The organism is Brevibacterium sp. K11IcPPYGO002 (assembly GCF_050920635.1).
Lineage (GTDB): Bacteria > Actinomycetota > Actinomycetes > Actinomycetales > Brevibacteriaceae > Brevibacterium.
Genome location: NZ_CP131929.1, coordinates 1,127,073 through 1,146,283, shown reverse-complemented (window position 1 = coordinate 1,146,283; position 19,211 = coordinate 1,127,073). Strand labels below are relative to the sequence as shown.

Here is a 19,211-nt window from a genome sequence, read left to right as displayed (position 1 = left end):
GGCTGTTGCCGAGCCGCCTGCGGGAATCGAACCCGCGACCTATTCATTACGAGTGAATCGCTCTGCCGACTGAGCTAAGGCGGCAACCGACCTAACTTTAGCCAACTTCTCTCCCGGCGGTCAAAACGACGATCGCCCTCCTGGGCGGTTCCGACCGAGAGCTTCGTCACCCCACGCTGACAGGCGACAGCCGAGCAACTGTACCGCCGTCGAGCGGGTGCCTCCGGGTATCGACGCGACACCCGTTAACCTTGAAAGGACAGTTGACACACAGACACGAGGGAGAGACATCCATGGCAGAGTTCGACTCCGACGACTTCATGAGTGACTTCCAGGCGCTCATCGAATGTGAGTCGTTCTCCCAGGATCCCGAATCGCTGGCTCGCAGCGCCCGACTCGTCTCGCGCATCGGCACCGGAATGCTCGGCGCCGCACCTCGGATCATCGAGACCGACGGACACCCGCATGTCCTGTGGCGGTTCGGCTCAGGACCCCGCAAGGTCGTGCTCATCGGCCATCACGACACCGTCTGGCCTACCGGCACGCTCGCCGACTTCCCGTATTCGGTCAAGGACGGAGTGGTCCGCGGACCCGGCGCCGATGATATGAAGGGCGGATTGCTCATCGCCATCTATGCGTTGGCGCTGGTCCGTACCCGGCTCGGCAGCCTCGACGGTGTCAGCCTCCTCATCACCGCCGATGAGGAACTCGGTTCCCCGGGCTCCCGGCAGATCATCGAGGACGAAGCGCGCGGAGCGAAGGCGGCTCTCGTGTTCGAAAGCGGCGCTGCCGACGGTGCCGTCAAGATCGCTCGCAAAGGTGTGGCGATCTATCGGCTCGAGGTCACCGGTCTGGCATCGCATGCCGGGGTCGAACCGGAGAAAGGCATCAACGCCACCATCGAGGTGGCGAACCAGGTCATCGAGATCGCGGCACTGCACAAACCCTCGGTCGGCACCTCCGTCGTCCCGACCGTGATGGCCAGCGGATCGACGACGAACACCGTGCCCGCCAAGGCCGTTGTCGGCATCGACTCCAGAGCAGCCTCGGTGGATGAACAGGTGCGCATCGATGACGCTCTGCGCGCGCTGACGCCCACAGTGGCCGGTGCGAAGATCGAACTCAAAGGCGGAATCAACCGTGCCCCGCTCGAAGAGAAGATGGCGATGGGCCTCTATGCCCGTGCCCAGCGACTGGCCGGACGGCTCGGACATCCCCCGCTGCGGTCGGTCGCCGTCGGCGGCGGATCTGACGGCAACTTCACTGCCGGGGTCGGCACCCCGACCATTGACGGCCTCGGCACCGTCGGCGGAGGATCCCATGCCCGGACCGAACACGCTCTGCAGATCTGGATTCCCCGCCGCATCGAGCTCACCGCGGCACTCGTCGCCGAACTCCTCGGCGACGACTGAAAGCCCAATCACTCCCCCAGCACCGGCGAACGTCGGCGATCAGATCGCGCCGGTGCGGTCCTCCTGCAGCCAGGGGTTCGACAGCAGCACGAAGGCTGCTTCGACGATGAGCACGGGCGACATGTTCGTCTGCAGTCTCTGCCGGGCCTCGGCGATCGCATCGATGCGCAGCAGCGTGGTGTCGGGTCCGTCCCGGTTCGCCTGTTCGGAGATGAGATCGATTTCGCCGGCATTGATCCATCCGTCTCGGATCCCCAACTGGTACATGAGGATGTCGCGGTAGAGGCTCATCAGCTCGAGGAAGATCCGGTCGAGTTCATCGTTGCGGGCCCGCACCGAGCGGCGTTTCTGCTCCTCCTCGAGCTTTCTGATCTGCGCTCTGGCCGAAGGCGGAATCGTCTTCTCCCCTTCGACACCCAACGTGGTCAGAAGCTGAGTCCGTTCGGCGGCATTGCGCTCTTCGACTCGTGACTTCGCGGTCTCTGCGGCGGCGTCGACGATGCGACCGGCCAAGCGGATCGTCGCCCCCACGGAGGTGAGTTTGCCCGGAATGGCGAGGATCTGCTTGCGTTCGGCATCGGCCGACTCGTTGAGCGCCAGATACTTCGCGCGCCCGATATGATTCTGAGCCACGGCCGCAGCCCAATGAGCGCGGTCCTCGGAGACGTTGTCACGCTGCATCAGCAGCTGCGCCACAGCATCCCGAGAGGGGATGCGCAGTCGCACCGGTCGACACCGCGACCGGATGGTGGTGAGCACATCGATCGGACTCGGCGCACACAGCAGCCACACGGTTCCCGGAGGCGGCTCTTCGATGGCTTTGAGCAGCACGTTCGCCGTGCGCTCCATCATCCGATCGGCATCTTCGATGATGACGACACGCCATTTCGAGTTCACCGGCGACGCCTGCGCCTTGGACACCAGTTCGCGGACCTCTTCGATCGAGATGACCGATTTCTGCGTCGACATGATCGTCAGGGACTCATGATGGCCCGACAGCACCCGGGCGGTCGCATCGTTCGATTCCGTGCCCCCGGAGATGAGCGCGGCGGCGAAGGCGCGTGCCGCGTTCGACCTCCCCGAGCCGGGAGGCCCGGTGAATAGCCACGCATGGGTCATCGCCGCCGGGTTGTCCAGGGCATAGCCGAGCTGGGTGATGACGTCATCCTGGCCGACGAGTTCGTCGAAGACGCTCACTTCAGGAATCCTCCGGGTTGGTGAAGCGACGGTTGCTGCGTTCGCGCTGCCTGCGCAGACGCTCCCTGGCCTGCCGTTCGATCTCGGCCTGGGCCTGCAACCGCTCACGGCTCATCTCACGTGCGCTGCGGACCGGCAGAACCGTGGTCTCCGCGTCCCCGGCAGCGGCCGAGTCATCGGCCGCGTCATCCGCCTCGGCCTCCACAGCCGGTTCGGGACGGTGGACCACACGGGTTTCGGCCTCATCGGGATCGACGCGGTTGACGATTCGGGTCTCCGCTTCGTCGTCCGTGGCGATTCGGTCCGTCGGCACTCCGTCGGCATCGTCGCTGTCGTCGATGAGCGCTTCCGAGGCGGACCCGCTGGCCGGCAGCACAGTGGTCGCCGCGTCCTCGTCAGAACTGCGCGTGCCCTTCGCCTCTAAGAAGGACGGGGGTTCCTCCCCCGCCGAGGCGGCCCGATCCTCCCGCAGATCGGCACCGAGGTCGACGCGTTCGGTGGGAACGGCGCCGGAGATCTCAGCATCGGCGTCGGTGACGGCAGAGGGAACGAACCGGTCGCCGGAGGCGGGAACGAAACGGGGTCCACGTTCGTGTACCGCGTCATCGCCGATCGTGTCGTTTTCGTCGGTGTCGCTGTCGTCTGCGACTGTTTCGTCAGCCTCGTCATTGCCGTCGACGGCGGTGTCGTCGGGCTCGCTCTCACCGTTCACATCTGCGGAGCTCTCACCGGACGCGTCGGCGGCCTCGTCGTCGGCCTCCGCCGGATCACCTTCGTCCGCGGTGCCGGCGGCCACGGCAGCGATCGGCACGGAACTGCGTTCCGGACCGCTGTCGGGCTCAGCGTTCGACGTCGAGGTGGGGGCCGCCTCGGTGCCGGTATCGCGTTTGACCAGCGTCTGCGGAAGCCTGGCGCGGATGGCGGCGAGGATCTGTTCGGTGAGTTCATCGGCGTCGACCGAGGCGTCGAGGACGACATACCGGTCGAGTTCCTTATGCGCACGGGACAGGTAGGTCTGGCGCACGCGCTGATGGAACTGCTGGTTCTCCTGGTCGAGGTAGTTGCTGTCGCCGCGCTTGCCCATCCGTTCGGCCGCGACCTCGGGTTCGATGTCGAGGACGATCGTCAGGTTCGGCACGAGCCCCTGGGTGGCCCACCGGCTCAGTGCGAGGATCGTCTTCTCGTCGAAGCTGCGGCCGGCCGACTGGTAGGCGATCGTCGAATCGATGTACCGGTCGGTGATGACGATGTTTCCGGCATCGAGGCTGGGGTCGACCAGGGATGCCACATGGTGGGCCCGGTCGGCGGCGAAGAGCAGGGCTTCGGTGCGCGGGCTCGGCGGATCCGAGTCGAAGAGGACGGAGCGGATCTTCGTGCCCAGCTCGGTGCCGCCGGGTTCGCGCGTGGACTCCACGTGATAACCGTCATCGGCCAGGGCAGCGGAGATGCGTTTGATCTGCGTGGATTTGCCCGAACCGTCTCCGCCTTCAATGGCGATGAAGAACCCGGCGCCGAGGCGTTCGGCGGAGTTCCCGAGTCCGCCGGCCGCGGTCTCCGGCTGGCTGGGCGGACGGAATCCGTGGACGATGTCGACGGACAGGCCCTGCAGTCTGTGCGGGTCGAAGGTGAAGAGTCCGATGATTCCGGCGATGAGAGCGGCGATGCCGAAGACGAGGAATGCGACGTCGCTGGGTGCCAGCACCCAGTCGGGGCTCGAGCCGACTTCGACCGTGCCGCCGAGGTCGAGTGCGTTGATCACCAAGGCCAGGCCGGCGCCGGCGACGGCACCGTAGCGGCGGGAGAAGTCATAGGGCTGAGCGCGCACGCCGATGCCGACGAGGAACGCGATCGCCGCCGAGAGCACGACCTTGCCGGAGAGCTCGTTGATGCTGCCGGTGGCCAGGAGGAGCACACCGGAGACGAGCAGAGCGAAAGTGGACACGCGCGGACGGGACATTCCGGGAGCGAAGGTCGGCCCCATCTCGAATCCGATGGCCCAGCCGACGAGGCAGCAGGCGATGATGACCGCGAAACCGGCCTGACCGTAGCCGTGGCCGATCGCAGTCGGCTGAGCGAGCATGAAGGTCGCGCCGAGGGCGGCGAAGAGGCCGATGCACACCCACGGGTTCGCGATCGCCTCGGCGGGACGGGCCACCCGGGCTTTGAACTCGGGGAACTGCCCGGTCGTCGCGGACTCCGCATGCAGGGCACGTTCGGGGGTGAGGAAGATGATGACGGAACCGGCGGCCATGCCGATGCCCACCAGCAGAGACACCCAGCCGAGAGCTTGGGTTCCCGCTGCGGAGCCGCCGAGGATCTGGAAGGCACAGGAGACGAAGACGAGGACGGCCGCGGGAATGCCGACGCGACGCCACGGCTTCTCGTGTCTGAACGGGTTGATGCTCATGAGCAGGCCCACCACGGCGCCGAGGAACAGGGCCGCGACCCACGTCAGCCACGCACTGGGAGCGAGGCTGAGGACGACGAGGAGTGCGGCTTCGACGATCGCAGTGATGCTCAGAGCGGTCTTGCGCACCGCCGGAGGTCGGGAGGCGAACACCTTGGCAGGGATGAAGAGGCCGGCGCAGGAGAGGGCGAAGACGATGAGCAGAGACAGACTGCCCATCTGGTTGTCGAATCCTCCGGCGCTCAGCGACTCCCCCATGGCGGTGTACGCGCGTCCGCCCACCGTCGCGACGAGTCCGCTGGTTCCTGCCACGACATAGCTGATCGCGACAAGAACGATCAGGGCACCCCAGGCGGCGGTCTCGGTGACCAGGCGGCCGGGGGCTCCGGGCAGTCGGTGTCCTGTAGTCGTCAACATGCTCACAGCCCTACACTATCTGCCCGAACTGACATATCTCTTGGAAACGAGTGCGATCTGCGACAACCCGAACCCGACCGACGCCTGCCGATCCTCTACTCTTGAACTCGTGCACAGAGACTCACAGGCGATGACCACGGTGGCCGCAGACGGCTTGGGCCCGGTGGAGGAACTCGCGTTCGCCCGCGTCCTTCTCGATTCGGTCAAGGCCGGACGTCGCGGGGCGACTCTGCGGATGTACCGACCGGCCCCGACCTTGGCGTTCGGCGCCCGGGATCGTTTCCTGCCCGGTTTCGCCACCGCTGTCGAAGCGGCCCGTGACCACGGCTTCACGCCTGCTCTGCGCAGCCTCGGCGGACGTGCGGCTGCCTACCATCCGGGGGCCCTGGTCATCGATCACATCGAACCGAGTGATGCGTTCATCACGAACACCAATGCCCGGTTCACCGGTTTCGGGCAGGACTATGTCGAGGTGCTGCGGAGGCTGGGCATCGATGCCCGCCTCGGCGAGATCCCCGGCGAATACTGTCCGGGTGAACACAGCGTCAACGTGGCCGGTCGGATCAAGGCGATCGGCACCGCGCAGCGGGTGGTCTCCGGGGCGTGGCTGTTCTCGTCATCCGTCGTCGTCGAGGATCCGGATCCGATCCGCGCGGTGCTCACCGATGTCGAAGCCGCCCTCGGGATCGATTGGGAGCCGTCCACGGGCGGATCGATCAGTGAGATCCACCCCGAGGTGACGATCGATTCCGTCGCCGAGGCGTTCGCCGCCTACTATTCCGATGCGAATCCGCATACGCCTCTGTCCCCCACTGCCGAGGAGCTGGTCGATGTGGCCGCTCATGCGGACAGACATCGCCTCTGAGGACACACCATGACCGTCACCATTCGTGAAGCACAGCCTGCGGATCTGCCCGACATCCTGCGGCTCGTCCGCGAACTGGCCGTCTATGAGAAGGAACCGGATGCGGTCGAGGCCACCGAGGCGGACTTCGCGGCAGTGATGTTCCCCGACGATGGGCACGCGAACACGTTCGGTCTCGTGGCCGAGGCGGACGGCGACGTCATCGGCATTGCGATCTGGTTCCATTCGTTCTCCACCTGGACGGGCAGGAACGGCATCTGGCTCGAAGACCTCTTCGTCTCCCCCGACCATCGCGGCTCGGGCGCCGGGAAGGCACTTCTGGGTCGGCTGGCGCGGATCTGCCAGGAGCGCGGACTGACCCGACTCGAATGGTGCGTGCTCAAATGGAACACACCGTCGATCGGGTTCTATGAATCTCTGGGTGCGAAGCCGCAGGACGAATGGGAGACCTATCGCCTCGACGGAGAGGCGCTCACCGATTTCGCGGATTCATCGCGCGACTGAGCTCGCCCCTGAGGCACTGCTGACCTCGTCCCAGCAGTCACAGGCCACGGGAGAAGAAACGACTTTCGCCACCGGCCCGGAACTTCAGGCAGGTGGCGAAAGCAGTCCAAAGCGAATGCCGCGGGCTCGGCGGCCGTCGGCTCAGGGAGTCTTCGGCTTGGCCGTGCTCGTCTTCTTCGCGGCAGTGGTCTTCGTCCCTGTCGACTTCGTCGCTGCGGACTTCGTGGTCGTCGACTTCTTCGCGGCAGTGGACTTCGCCGCCGTCGTCTTCTTCGCTGCCGTCGTCTTGGCTGCCGTCGTCTTCTTTGCGGGTGCCTTCTTCGCCGGAGCCTTCTTCTTCGCCGGTCCCTTCGCGCGCTTCTCAGCGAGCAGAGTCGCGGCGCGTTCGAGCGTCACGGCTTCGACGGAGTCGTCCTTGCGCAGGGTCGCGTTCGTCTCGCCATCGGTGACGTATGGTCCGAAGCGGCCGTCCTTGACGACGACGGGCTTCTTCGTCTCCGGGTCCTCACCGAGTTCCTTCAGCGGTGCCGCGGCACGACGACCGCCGCGCTGCTTCGGCTCGGAATAGATCTTCAGCGCCTCCTCGAGGGTGATGTTGAAGATCTGCTCCTCATCCGTCAGCGAACGGGAGTCCGTGCCCTTCTTCAGGTACGGTCCGTAGCGGCCGTTCTGTGCGGTGATGTCCGTGCCCTCTTCGTCCTGACCGACCACACGCGGCAGGCTGAGCAGCTTGAGCGCGGTCTCGAGGTCGATCGAGTTCAGATCCATCGACTTGAACAGCGAACCGGTGCGCGGCTTCGGCTTCTTCGCGCCCCGCTTCGGCTTCTCCTCGGGCTCGGGCAGCACTTCGGAGACATAGGGTCCGAACCGACCGTTCTTCGCCACGATGGTGTGTCCGGTCTCCGGGTCGACACCGAGCTCGCGGTCGCCGTCGCCCTGGGATTCGATGAGTTCGGCCGCCTTCGCCGCCGTCAGCTCATCGGGTGCCAGATCGTCGGGGACGGAGACCCGCTTCGGGTCCTCGCCGTCCTTCTCCGCGGCGACCTCGAGGTAGGGGCCGTAGCGGCCCACCCGCAGGTTCACACCTTCGCTGATGGCGACGGTGTTGACCTCGCGCGCATCGATATCGCCGAGGTCGTCGACGATGGCCTTGAGGCCCTCGCGGTCGTGGACCTTGTCGCCGAAGTAGAACCCGGCCAGCCAGTCGTTGCGGTCCTCCTCGCCCATCGCGATCCGGTCGAGTTCGGATTCGAGGTCGGCGGTGAACGCGTAGTCGACCAGACCGGTGAAGTGCTCCTCGAGCAGGCGGACGACGGAGAACGCCAACCAGCTGGGCACCAGTGCGTTGCCGCGAGTGGTCACATAGCCGCGGTCCTGGATGACGGAGATCGTTGCAGCATAGGTCGAGGGACGGCCGATGCCGAGCTCTTCGAGCTGCTTGACCAGGCTGGCTTCGGTGAAACGGGGCGGCGGAGCTGTGGTATGTCCGTCGGCTTCGGCCTTGATGACCGACAGCGACTGGCCCTCTTCGACCTGCGGCAGCCGCGACTCCCCGGACTTCGTGTCGTAGCGGGACGCGTCCTGGCCCTCTTCATAGGCGGCGAGGAACCCGCGGAAGGTGATGACGGTGCCGCTGGCGCTGAATCCGGCTTCATGACCGTCGGCGAGAGCGGCACTGACCTTGATGGTCGCGGTCTTGCCCTTCGCATCGGCCATCTGGCTGGCGACGGTGCGCTTCCAGATGAGGTCGTAGAGACGGAATTCGTCGCCGTTCAGCTGCTTGGACACCTGCGCCGGGGTGCGGAACGAGTCACCGGCGGGTCGGATCGCCTCGTGGGCCTCCTGCGCCGATTTCTGCTTGCTCGCGTACTGGCGCGGCGAGTTCGGAACGAATTCGGGACCGTAGAGTTCGGTCACCTGCTTGCGGGCGGCGGCGATGGCCTGGCCCGACAGCGCCGAGGAGTCGGTACGCATATAGGTGATGTAGCCGTGCTCGTACAGCGACTGGGCGGTGCGCATGGCCTGACGGGCGCTCATGCGCAGTTTGCGTCCGGCTTCCTGCTGCAGGGTCGAGGTCGTGAATGGTGCGGCCGGGCGACGGGAGTAGGGCTTCGACTCCACCGCGGTCACCGTCAGCGCATCCTTGGCGCTGCCGTTCAGCTCCGTGGCCAGGGATTCCGCGCGGGCCTGGTCGACGATCGTCGCCGAGGTGTTCTTCAGCTCTCCCTTGTCGTTGAAGTCTCGGCCGGTGGCCACCCGCGACCCGTCGAGGGTGGTGAGGTTCGCGGCGAACGGGTTCGTCCCGTCCGGCAGACCGAGGTCGATGTCGAGGTCCCAGTAGTCGGCGGGCACGAAGGCCATGCGCTCGCGTTCGCGTTCGACGACGAGTCGAGTGGCCACGGACTGGACGCGTCCGGCCGAGAGCCCTGCGCGGATCTTGCGCCACAGTACGGGTGAGACCTCGTAGCCGTAGAGGCGGTCGAGGATGCGGCGGGTCTCCTGCGCGTCGACGAGCGAGGTGTCGATATCACGGGTGTTCTCCAGGGCACGGTCGATCGCCTCAGGCGTGATCTCGTGGAAGACCATGCGCTTGACCGGGATCTTCGGTTTGAGGACTTCGAGCAGATGCCACGCGATGGCCTCTCCTTCGCGGTCCTCATCCGTTGCCAGATAGAGTTCGTCGGCGTCCTTGAGCAGGCGCTTGAGTTCGGTGACCTTCTTCTTCTTGCCCGGGTCGATCCGATAGTAGGGGTCGAAGTTGTTGTCGACGTCGACAGCGAACTTTCCGTACGGCCCCTTCTTCATATCGGCGGGCAGCTCCGAGGGAGTGGGCAGGTCGCGGATATGACCGACTGAGGCCTCGACGTCATAACCGTCGCCGAGGTATCCCACAATCGTTCGCGCCTTCGTCGGAGACTCGACGATGACGAGGCGACGGGGCTTCTTCTCGGTTGTGGTCACGCTTTCACATTCCTCTCACGGCATCAGCTGCCCGCTGCAACGGACGATCCGGCCCAATGTAACACTGTTGATCGGGCACGTTCCTCATCGGCCCTTGCGGCCCGGACGCTGCCCGGACATCGTCCGATCTCGGCTCGGGCACGGGGTCAACGGTTTTCCGATCCTATCCCTATTCCGCAGACGACCGAGTCGCCGAGCTCTCGAGTCCACCGCTGACGGGCAGCAGCGCTCCCGCCGCGCACAGGGCTCTGACCTGTGCGACGAGCTGGTCTTCCAGGGCCGTGGGATCGACTTCGAGAAGCTGAGCCAGGGCCCCGGCCGTCTGTCTCAGAGTCAGTGTCCCATCCGCGACGGACACGAACCCGGCCAGTGCCGTATCGAGGTCGAATACCTGCCCGAAGCCGATCCCCTGTTCCAGGGTGATCGAGTTGGGTTCCGACGCTCCGGGAACGAAATGGCGATGTTCGACGAGGTCGGGTGAGCGGGTGAAAGCCGTCCCGGCGATCTCCTCCGGCCCGGCCGCTGCCAGCCAGGATCGGATCGCGATGATCGTGGAGAGGAACTCCGCGAGTCCGTGCGGATTGTGCGCCAGCGCCGAGGTGACTCTCACCCGGGCCTTGAACACTCCCTCGGCCGTGCCCGACAGTCCACCGACGAGGCCCGGCTGATCGTCACCGACCGCGGAGTCCGGAGAATCAATTGTCGGCGCATCGTTATCGGACTTTGTCATCGATACGTACCCGAAGACGATTTCGTCCACAGCTCTGGTGGCGAAGTCGTCGAGCCATGCGGCGACTGCGTTATTCCAGACGGTGCTGGCGCGAGGGGTCCCGCCGTCGCGGATCCACGTTTCGGCGTAGGCGATGGGGTCGAGGGCCTCGCGTTCGATGACGAACACCGACGTGTCGTCATCGCCGACCCAGGCCTCCGGCCCTTCGTCCGTCCCCGAGGCGGATTCCCAGTTTCCGAGGCAGACGCTGCGTCCGCCCGGGGTGAGGATCTCCGGGATCCGGGTGAACAGCTCCCGGACGAGGCGGTCTCCGGTCATTCCGCCGTCCCGGTATTCGAAGGTGGTGTCCGTGCTGCGCGGGGTGATGACGAACGGCGGATTCGACACGAGCAGATCCACGGGTTCGTCCAACGGTTCGAGGAGGGACCCGTGCCGGAATTCGATCGTCGTCACCGCGTTGAGTCCGGCCGAGAGTTCGGCTAGGCGCAGGGCTCGACGGGAGATGTCGGTGGCGATGACTCGGTCGCTGTGACGGGCCAGCAGCAGAGCTTGGATTCCGCAGCCGGTGCCGATGTCGGCGGCCACACCCACGTGGTCACGCGGGGTGATCGACACCAAAGTCCGGCCGGCTCCGCCGAGTCCGAGTACGAATTCTCCGTCGAGGACATCCGGTGTGGTCAGGGTGCCGTGGTCGGCCACGAGGTAAAGGTTCTCGTCCCCGGGACGGAAGCCGCGCGGGACACCGACGGGAAGATCATAGGGGGTCAGGGCGAAGGGGGCGACCACCTCGTCGTCGTCCACGGTGATCAGCCCCGCCTCGGCGGCGGTGTCGAAGGACTCCCCCAGCAGCGCTCGGACGTCGGTGACCGGGACTGTGCGGTGGAAGTGGAAGAGCAGCGCCGCGCTGGCCAGGGCCCGGTCGGCGACCGTCGACGACTGGTCCGCCAGCGTCCGGGTGCAGTGGTGGATGGCGGGTGCGGCGTTGTTGCGCAGCAGCGCCTCCGAGGTCGGGCCGCCCCAGAACTGGCGCAGCCGTGGTTCGGTGTATCCGGAATGGTAGAGGGTCTCGCCCAGGTGGGCCAACGGCAGATCAGTCACAGAAGAATCCTAGCGACTGCGCCATAATTGACTCATGGCCTCCTCTGCTCTTCTCGACATCGTCACCGGTTTCGGTGCCCGGAATGAGCGGATCGTCCATGTCCGCGATATCCCGCAGCGTTTCGAACGCGACGCCGCGTGGCCTGACTGGATCGACGAGGAACTCAAGCACGCATGCCATGCCATCGGCGTCGACGCTCTGTGGCAGCACCAGCTCGAAGCGGCGCAGACGGCCAGGGACGGTTCCGACGTCGTCATCGCCACCCCCACCGCCTCAGGCAAGTCTTTGGGATTCTGGCTGCCGGTGCTCGAAGCGATCCAATCGACTCGCGGGAAGCTGCGCACCGCCTCGGCGATCTATATCGCGCCGACGAAGGCACTGGCCGCCGATCAGCTGGCCAAACTCGAACGGTTCGTCATCCAGGGCATGCGTCCTGCCAGCTATGACGGGGACACCTCGCAGGTCTCGAAGGACTGGGCCAGGCAACATGCGAACATCATCTTCACCAACCCGGACATGCTCCACCGCAGCGTTCTGCCCCAGCACGAGCGCTTTTCCCGGATGTTCAAGAACCTGCGATTCATCGTCATCGATGAGGCCCATCGCTACCGCGGAGTCTTCGGCTCCCATGTCGCACTCATCCTCCGCCGCCTGCTGCGCATCGCCGCCCATTACGGGGCAACACCGGTCGTCATCGGAGCTTCGGCGACGATGGCGGACCCGGACGCAGCCTTTGCGAAGCTGACCGGGCGGTCCGCGCATGCGGTGACCGAGGATTCGTCCCCGCGCGCAGCCGGCAGCTTCGCCCTGTGGGAGCCTCCCGTGTCTCCCGGCGGGGACCGGCGCAGCGGTCTGGTCGAAGCCGCCGATGTCATCACCGATTCCATGTGCGCCGGTTTTCGGTCGATCACGTTCATCGCCTCCCGCCGCGGCACCGAAGCCCTTGCCCAGACTGTCCGCGACCAGGTGGGGCAGGTGGATGAGACCCTGACCGGCAAGGTCGCCGCCTACCGCGGCGGGTATCTGGCCGAAGAGCGCAGGATGCTCGAGACCGCGCTGCGTTCGGGTCAGCTGCTGGCCGTGGCGTCGACGAATGCGCTGGAGTTGGGCATCGACATCTCCGGACTCGACCTCGTCATCATCTCCGGCTGGCCGGGAACCCTGGCCTCCCTGTGGCAGCAGGCGGGGCGCGCCGGCAGAGCCGGACAGCGGTGGATGGCCGTGTTCATTGCCCGTGATGATCCGCTCGATACGTTCGTCGTCCATCATCCCGAAGTCATCTTCGACTCCCCCGTCGACGCCGGCGTCATCCATCCGGGCAACCCGCATGTGCTCTCCGGTCACCTGTGTGCGGCCGCCGCCGAGGTGCCTCTGAAGTCGGCCGACCTCGTGCACTTCCCGGACAATTCGCCCGCCGTCATCGACGACCTCGTGGAGGCGAAGATGCTGCGGGCACGGCCGACCGGATGGTTCTGGGCAAAGGACCAACCGGCGGCCGACCTGTCCGATATCCGCGGCGCCGGCGGCGGACAGTTCAGCCTGGTCGAGGCGAGCACCGGCACCCTGCTGGGCACGGTCGACGAATCGGGTGCACATACGGGAGCCCATCCGGGAGCGGTGTACACGCATCAGGGCATCGACTTCACCGTCCTCGATCTCGACCTCGAGGACCGGATCGTCGCCGTCGAACGCGCCGAGGTCGACTACACGACTCAACCGCGCTCGCAGACGGAGATCTCGATCGTCGACACCGATGCGCAGCGGGTCCTGCCCTCCGGGGTGGCTGTGTGCAGCGGAACCGTCGACGTCATCGATCAGGTCGTGGCCTACCGGATGCGGGCCAAACGCGGTGGAGCGATCATCGCCGAACACGAGCTCGACCTGCCCGAGCGCACGCTGCGGACGAAGGCCGTGTGGTGGACGATTCCGCAGAGCATCCTCGACGAGGCCGACGTCGTCTCCGGAGACCTGCCCGGAGCCGTCCATGCCGCCGAGCATGCCTCGATCGGTCTGCTTCCGCTCTTCGCCGGCTGTGACCGCTGGGACATCGGCGGTGTGTCGACGGCGCTGCATGCCGACACCGGACTGGCGACGGTGTTCGTCTATGACGGTCTGGCCGGGGGCGCCGGGTTCGCCGAACGCGGCAGCGAGGTCATCGAAGAATGGTTGGGTGCGACCAGGGACGCCATCGCCGCATGTGAGTGCATCGACGGCTGCCCGTCGTGTGTGCAGTCGCCGAAGTGCGGCAACGGGAACGAACCGCTGGAGAAGGACGCAGCGCTGCGGCTGCTGCGCACCGTGCTCAGGTAGCAATCCCCTCATTTCCCGGCGACGGCCTCCTCTCTGACCTTCGGCAGAGGCCCAGGGATGTCGACTTCGATGACGACGTAGGCGGATTGCTCACTCAGCGAGGCACGGCAGTCCTTGAGGTGACCGCCATTGCGAATCGCCACCTCCTTCGCCATCTCACACGGTTCTCCGGTGGCCAGTCCGCGCACGGCGTCCGCGGCGGCGAGCGCCGCCAGGTCCGCGGCGCTCTGCGCCCGACTGTGGGCCACGAAGGCCTGGCCGAGGCTGCCGATGGCGGCGACGAGGACGAGCACGGTCGAGCAGAGCCCCACAACGATGTTCGTCATGACGGCCCGGACCTGTCCCCTTCGAATCGCGCAGTGGCATGCGCATCGACGGCGTCGAGGAAGAAGATCGCAGCCGGCAGTTCGATCGTGACGGTCACGACCGAGTATCCGCCGTCGGCTCGGACGCGGACCGACGAGGACTCACCGGCGTGCTTCTTCGCTTCGGACACGACGGCGGCTCGGGGTTCGCCGCGGGCGATCTCACGGGCCGCGGACCGGGCTGCGTCGAAGGCTCGCAGCTGGGAGAAGCCGACCGCGGCGGCTCCCGTGAGCAGCACGATGAGAAGCACGACGGCCGGCATGACGACGGCGAATTCCGCGGTCGCCGTTCCCGAATCGCGATCCCAACCTCGCTGCCGCTGACGGGAGCGTCCGCGTGCCATGACGGTTCAGCTTCCCAGACCGAGCGCCGTGGAGATGACCCCGGTGATGAGTTCCTTGATCGGTTCTGATTTGAGGACGACGACGAGCAGTGCGGCGAATCCGCATGCGGCCAGAGTGGTGATCGCATACTCTGCGGTGGTCGCTCCGGTGTCGGAGTCCCAGAACTGGTCGATCTCAGTGTGGTCGGCGACCGGTTCGATCTGACCCGTCGGCGGATCCTCGATCTCCGGGGGCGGTGAAGTTGTGGCCATGCTCTCCTCCTTGGCTGAAACCCCGTTCGCACTCTGCGAGCGGACCTTCAGCCTGGGAGTGAGCGCACTGTCGTGTCCAGACGCGGTTTCGTGCCTGTGGAAACGGGTTCGGCGTCCACAGGCTCACCATGGACGAGTGGAGAGGTCGTCCACAGGAATCGGCGTGCGAGTCAGCGCCGCCGGTGCCTCAGGTGTTGCCGGCCCAGTCGTCTCTGAGGATGGCCATGATGACTTCGTCGTGGCGGCGGCCGTTGAAGAACACGGCTTCTCGTCGACGGCCTTCTTCGACGAAACCGGCCTTGGTGTAGGAGGCGATTCCGCGGGTGTTGAACGCCCAGGTCTGCAGCTCGATGCGATTGAGTCCCAATTGGAGGAACCCGTACTTCACGGCCAGTCGCACCGCATCCGATCCGTAGCCGCGCCCGTGGAATTCGGGGCCGAGGACGATCGCCAGAGTGGCGGACTGGTTGATGGGGTTGCGTCCGTAGAGGGTGACGTGGCCGACGAATTCTTCGGTTTCGGTCAGCTCGATGCTGAAGCCGACCGCTTCGCTCGATCTGTTCGCGCTCCACTGTGAGAACTGTTCGGACACTCCCCCTTCCGGCCGCGGCAGAACCGTGTGATTCTGCAGGACGACGATCGAGGGATCGAACCACCACTGCTCGAGATAGGGCAGATCATCCTCCCTCAGAGGCCGCAGACGCACGGATCGGCCGACGAAGAGGTTCTCGGCGTAGTCCTCGGCTTGTTCGACAGTGGACAGCTGATTGAAGGGTGTGACCGGTGCCATGTCCCGAGCCTATCGGTCGAGTCTGAAAACCAGGTCACCACTTCAGAAGAACACGGTCGTGAGGTCGGTCAGCAGCGAGATGACGACCGGGACGACCGAGAGCAAGAGGAACGCCGGCAGAATGCACACACCCAAGGGCAGCACCAGCTGCACACCCAACGAGGCGGCGGCCTCCTGCCGACGCCGGCGTGAGGACGCCCGCAGCTCCTCGGCCACGGACTCGATGAGTGGTGCCGGGCCGACACCGGTGTGTTCGGAGAATTCGAAGACTTCGAGCACCGGCAGCAGCCGATCGTCGTCGGCGAGCCTGCGCCCTCCGATCGTCATCGCACGGGCGATCCTCTGCAGATCCGATCGGTCATCGGTCGCCTCGGCGGTCAAGGTCAGCGCCACGGGAATCGGCAGGCCCGAGGTCAGACAGATCGCTACGAGATCGAGGTCGAATGCCAACTGATCATCGGCCACTGCCGGCTCTGTCCCCGACTCGGCCGGACCCGCCTCCGGGGTGGCCGCCTCGGTGCCGGTCGGATCGGTCCTGCCCTCGCCGAGGAGGCTCTGCAGTCTCCGGCGGGTCGATCCGGACCACAGCAGCACGCCGAGTCCGACACAGGCACCGATGAGCACAGCAAGCATGGTCACCTCTGCGCTCGCAGCATCATCGTCCGCATCCACCATCGGCCGGCCCCGTACAGGAGGAGTCCGGCACCGATGCTCAGCTGTCCCGGCAGCCCGCTGATGAGTTCCAGGGGTCGGACGCCGATGAGCAGTCCGAGACCGACGCCGATGAGCGGCAGCCAGCTGAGCACCCGCACCGTCGACCGCGGGCCGGCCATGGCGATGCGACGTTCGCGTTCGGCGTCGAGGGCGTCTCTCTGGGCGGCCGCGTAACGCAGGATCATCTCGGCTGCGGGGGCTCCGGAACGTTCGGACACCGTCCACACGGCGGCCATTCCGGTCAGTACGTGAGCGGCGGCCTCCGACAGCGCGCTGCTGCGGGTGGCGATGGCGCGTCCGGGCTCCTCACCCAACGAGATCGCTCGTGAGATCGGGGCCAGTGCGTCATTGTGGCGGCTGAGCGTGGTCATCACCGCCTGCGGAGTCATCCCCACCTTGAGCAGATGGGCGCAGTTCTCCACCGCGGCGATCGCCCACAGCCGCTCGGCCTGATCATCGGCGGTGTGGCCGCCTCGGCGAAAGACGGCACGCACTCCTTTCGGCACTGATTCGCCGTCCTCTGCACGGTGCAGGAGTTCCCGCAGTCTGACACCCGGGTCCGGGGGCGCCGCAAGGACGATCCCGGCCGCGATCAGAGCGGCGGTGAGGACGATCATTGTGCGGATTTCTGTTCGAGCACGGCTTCGAACCGGGCCAGGGCCCGGCGGTTGACGGTGCCGGTCGTCGACGGCGAGGGGCGGCCCCACACCGGTTCCATGACGACTCCCTCGGCTCCGACCCTCGTCGGAATCGCCAGTTCCGTGATTCCCCGCTCGGAACCGCTGCGACGCAGATGAATGACGAGGTCGATGGCGGTGGAGAACTGCGAATACACGGCGTCCGGACTCATCTGCGCCAACGCACCGAGCGCGGCCACCCGGCTGGGCACGGCTTCGGCGGTGTTCGCGTGGATCGTTGCACACCCGCCCTCATGACCGGTGTTGAGCGCGGTGAGCATGTCCCGGACCTCCGCGCCGCGGCATTCCCCGACGACGAGGCGGTCGGGCCGCATCCGCAGGGCGTTGCGCACGAGGTCGGTCAGAGTCACCTCGCCGCCGCCTTCGACGTTGGCCTGGCGGGCTGCGAGTTGGACGGTGTGCGGGTGGGTGACGATGAGCTCGCGGGAGTCCTCGACGATGACGATGCGCTGGATCGTCTCGACCAGGGACAGCAGAGCACCGAGGAGGACTGTCTTCCCCGTGCCCGTCCCGCCGGAGATGAGGATGTTCGCCCGTGACGTGACCGCCTCGGCGATGAGGGGGCTGATCTCATCGGGGACGAACCCTGAGTCGCAGAGTTGGGAGTAGGGGAATCCGGAGCGTTTCGGCACGCGGAAGCTGATCGTCGTCGTGTCCCCGGAAATGGGAGGGACGATCGCGTTCATCCGCACCCCGTCGGGCAGGCGCACATCGACATAGGGAGAGGAATCGTCGAGGCGACGCCCGCCGAGGGCGGCCAACCGGACAGCTAGGGACCGCACCTCCTCTTCGGATCCCAGGGACAGGTCGAGCAGCCGAGGCCCGCCACCGGTGTCGGCGAAGATCTCACGCGGTCCGTTGACGAACACGTCCGTGGTGCCGGGCACCTCAAGCACGGACTGCAGGGGTCCTGCCCCGGACAGCTGCGCGGACAGCCGGGTGACGAGTTCGAGCAGGGCGGACGAACCGAGCACGCGTCCGGTGCGTTGGACCGCCTCGGCGACGGCGGCCGTGGTCACCGGTCCCGGCTTGTCGAGCAGCGTTTTGCGGACATCGGCGACCAGCGAGGCGTCGAGCCATTCGCTCATTCGACCCACTCCCCCAGCAAGCGGTCGACGAGGCGGCCGAGGTGCGCGCCACCGGGGATGCCCTCGCCGCGGTCGACGGCGGCGGACAGTCCCCGATCATCGCGGATGCTCCCGGCCAAGCTCAGACCGATGGAGTCGGCGAGGAGCTCGGCGTCGAGGCCTCCGGGTCCGGTTTCGCGGACGACGAGGCGCACATCGGGGTGGGCCTGGGACAATCGCTTGGCCACTTGGGAGGAGGCGACGGCCGACCGGACCCGGGCCGGGGAGACGAGAAGGACATGATGGCAGCGTCTCGTCCACTGCGGTGGGGCGTGGCGGGGCAGATCGACGATGACGAGGTCGAAGGCCTGACCGGCTGCGGCGAGGAAGTCGTCGAAGACGTCGGGGTCGAGGTCGACCGTGTCGTCCCGACCCCAGGACAGCAGCGCGAGTCCGTCGTGGCGGGGCAGCGCATCGGCCAGGGCAGAGGGGCGCAGCTGTCCGCGAGAGGCGCTGAGGTCGGTCCACCGGGGCCCGGGCACCGCTTCGGCGCCGAGGACGAGGTCGAGTCCCCCGCCGAGCGGGTCGGCGTCGACGAGAACTGTGCTGTGATCAGCTCCGGCCCGTCGGGCGAGTGCGCATGCGAGCACGGAGGCTCCCGCTCCTCCGCAGCCGGCGACGACGCCGACCGTGGTCCCGGGTGCACCAGGCGGTTCGACGGCGGCGATCATCCGTCCGCTCAGCCATTCCGCAGCGGCGGGCAGCACGGCGAGCTGGTCGACGCCGAGGTGGGCGGCCTTCGCCCAGGTCGAGGAGGGTTCGTCATCGTTGAGGACGACGAGGATCGTGTCCGATCTGTCGGTGGCGGGGGCTTCGCGGACGTCTTCGCCGAGGAGGATGAGCGACGCTGACTGCCAGCCTCCGGAGTCGGGAGGCAGAACGGTCAGGGAGATGCCGATGCTTTCGGCGACTCGGGCGCATTCTTCGGTGATCGCACCGAGGTCGGTGATGAGGGCTACCTGCATGCACCGAGCCTGGACTCGAGCGGTAGCCTCCGGCCAGGTCGGAGCGCTGCCCTG

16 protein-coding genes and 1 tRNA gene are annotated in these 19,211 nt (G+C 66.5%); 4 read left to right on the top strand and 13 right to left on the bottom strand.

Annotated elements, in window-relative coordinates:
• Positions 1–11: 11 nt before the first annotated feature.
• Positions 12–84 (bottom strand) — tRNA-Thr (locus tag QYM46_RS05105).
• Between the two features lie 209 nt (positions 85–293).
• On the opposite strand from QYM46_RS05105, the gene QYM46_RS05100 reads away from it, so the two are divergent.
• Positions 294–1,412 carry a M20/M25/M40 family metallo-hydrolase gene (locus QYM46_RS05100; RefSeq protein WP_432791114.1) on the top strand — a complete coding sequence of 373 codons (1,119 nt, stop codon included), beginning with the start codon at positions 294–296 and terminating at the stop codon, positions 1,410–1,412.
• Positions 1,413–1,451: 39 nt separating this feature from the next.
• Here QYM46_RS05100 and QYM46_RS05095 read toward each other — a convergent pair whose 3' ends face one another.
• Together QYM46_RS05095 and tmk are read right to left on the bottom strand one after the other, a co-directional pair.
• A complete protein-coding gene (locus QYM46_RS05095; RefSeq protein WP_169251593.1) occupies positions 1,452–2,609 on the bottom strand; it encodes a DNA polymerase III subunit delta' in 1,158 nt (385 codons plus the stop codon).
• Position 2,610: 1 nt separating this feature from the next.
• Positions 2,611–5,433: a dTMP kinase gene (gene tmk, locus QYM46_RS05090; protein ID WP_432791718.1), complete on the bottom strand. Its 2,823-nt coding sequence runs from the start codon at positions 5,431–5,433 to the stop codon at positions 2,611–2,613.
• Positions 5,434–5,542: 109 nt separating this feature from the next.
• Between tmk and QYM46_RS05085 the strand changes: the two genes are divergently transcribed.
• Together QYM46_RS05085 and QYM46_RS05080 are read left to right on the top strand one after the other, a co-directional pair.
• Complete coding sequence (locus QYM46_RS05085) at positions 5,543–6,298, top strand: lipoate--protein ligase family protein (RefSeq protein ID WP_432791113.1); 756 nt, start codon at positions 5,543–5,545, stop codon at positions 6,296–6,298.
• Between the two features lie 9 nt (positions 6,299–6,307).
• Positions 6,308–6,802: a GNAT family N-acetyltransferase gene (locus QYM46_RS05080; RefSeq protein WP_169251591.1), complete on the top strand. Its 495-nt coding sequence runs from the start codon at positions 6,308–6,310 to the stop codon at positions 6,800–6,802.
• A 141-nt stretch (positions 6,803–6,943) separates the two neighbouring features.
• Here the strand turns inward: QYM46_RS05080 and topA are convergent, their stop codons facing one another.
• Entirely contained in the window at positions 6,944–9,763 is a 2,820-nt protein-coding gene (gene topA, locus QYM46_RS05075; RefSeq protein WP_432791112.1) for a type I DNA topoisomerase, read from the bottom strand.
• Between the two features lie 169 nt (positions 9,764–9,932).
• The gene (locus tag QYM46_RS05070) at positions 9,933–11,591 is read right to left on the bottom strand and encodes a methyltransferase (protein ID WP_432791111.1); all 1,659 of its coding nucleotides are present in this window, start codon (positions 11,589–11,591) and stop codon (positions 9,933–9,935) included.
• Between the two features lie 34 nt (positions 11,592–11,625).
• Between QYM46_RS05070 and QYM46_RS05065 the strand changes: the two genes are divergently transcribed.
• The gene (locus tag QYM46_RS05065; protein ID WP_432791110.1) at positions 11,626–13,902 is read left to right on the top strand and encodes a DEAD/DEAH box helicase; all 2,277 of its coding nucleotides are present in this window, start codon (positions 11,626–11,628) and stop codon (positions 13,900–13,902) included.
• A gap of 8 nt (positions 13,903–13,910) precedes the next feature.
• Here the strand turns inward: QYM46_RS05065 and QYM46_RS05060 are convergent, their stop codons facing one another.
• From QYM46_RS05060 to ssd, 8 genes are all read right to left on the bottom strand, one after another.
• Positions 13,911–14,228 (bottom strand): Rv3654c family TadE-like protein, encoded by a 318-nt coding sequence (locus QYM46_RS05060; protein WP_432791109.1) that lies wholly within the window; start codon positions 14,226–14,228, stop codon positions 13,911–13,913.
• Positions 14,225–14,611, bottom strand: coding sequence for a TadE family protein (locus tag QYM46_RS05055; RefSeq protein ID WP_169251587.1), 387 nt, complete (start codon positions 14,609–14,611; stop codon positions 14,225–14,227). Before QYM46_RS05055 ends, QYM46_RS05060 begins: the two co-directional genes overlap by 4 nt.
• A 6-nt stretch (positions 14,612–14,617) precedes the next feature.
• Positions 14,618–14,863, bottom strand: coding sequence for a DUF4244 domain-containing protein (locus QYM46_RS05050; RefSeq protein WP_169251586.1), 246 nt, complete (start codon positions 14,861–14,863; stop codon positions 14,618–14,620).
• 187 nt (positions 14,864–15,050) lie between these two features.
• Positions 15,051–15,653 carry a GNAT family N-acetyltransferase gene (locus QYM46_RS05045; RefSeq protein WP_169251585.1) on the bottom strand — a complete coding sequence of 201 codons (603 nt, stop codon included), beginning with the start codon at positions 15,651–15,653 and terminating at the stop codon, positions 15,051–15,053.
• A gap of 42 nt (positions 15,654–15,695) precedes the next feature.
• Positions 15,696–16,286, bottom strand: a complete 591-nt coding sequence (locus QYM46_RS05040) for a type II secretion system F family protein (RefSeq protein WP_169251584.1) — start codon at positions 16,284–16,286, stop codon at positions 15,696–15,698.
• A gap of 2 nt (positions 16,287–16,288) precedes the next feature.
• Complete coding sequence (locus QYM46_RS05035; RefSeq protein WP_432791108.1) at positions 16,289–16,984, bottom strand: type II secretion system F family protein; 696 nt, start codon at positions 16,982–16,984, stop codon at positions 16,289–16,291.
• Complete coding sequence (locus QYM46_RS05030) at positions 16,981–18,153, bottom strand: TadA family conjugal transfer-associated ATPase (RefSeq protein WP_432791107.1); 1,173 nt, start codon at positions 18,151–18,153, stop codon at positions 16,981–16,983. The genes QYM46_RS05035 and QYM46_RS05030 overlap by 4 nt, the downstream gene beginning before the upstream one ends.
• Positions 18,150–19,157 (bottom strand): septum site-determining protein Ssd, encoded by a 1,008-nt coding sequence (ssd, locus tag QYM46_RS05025; RefSeq protein WP_432791106.1) that lies wholly within the window; start codon positions 19,155–19,157, stop codon positions 18,150–18,152. The genes QYM46_RS05030 and ssd overlap by 4 nt, the downstream gene beginning before the upstream one ends.
• Between the last annotated feature and the right edge of the window lie 54 nt (positions 19,158–19,211).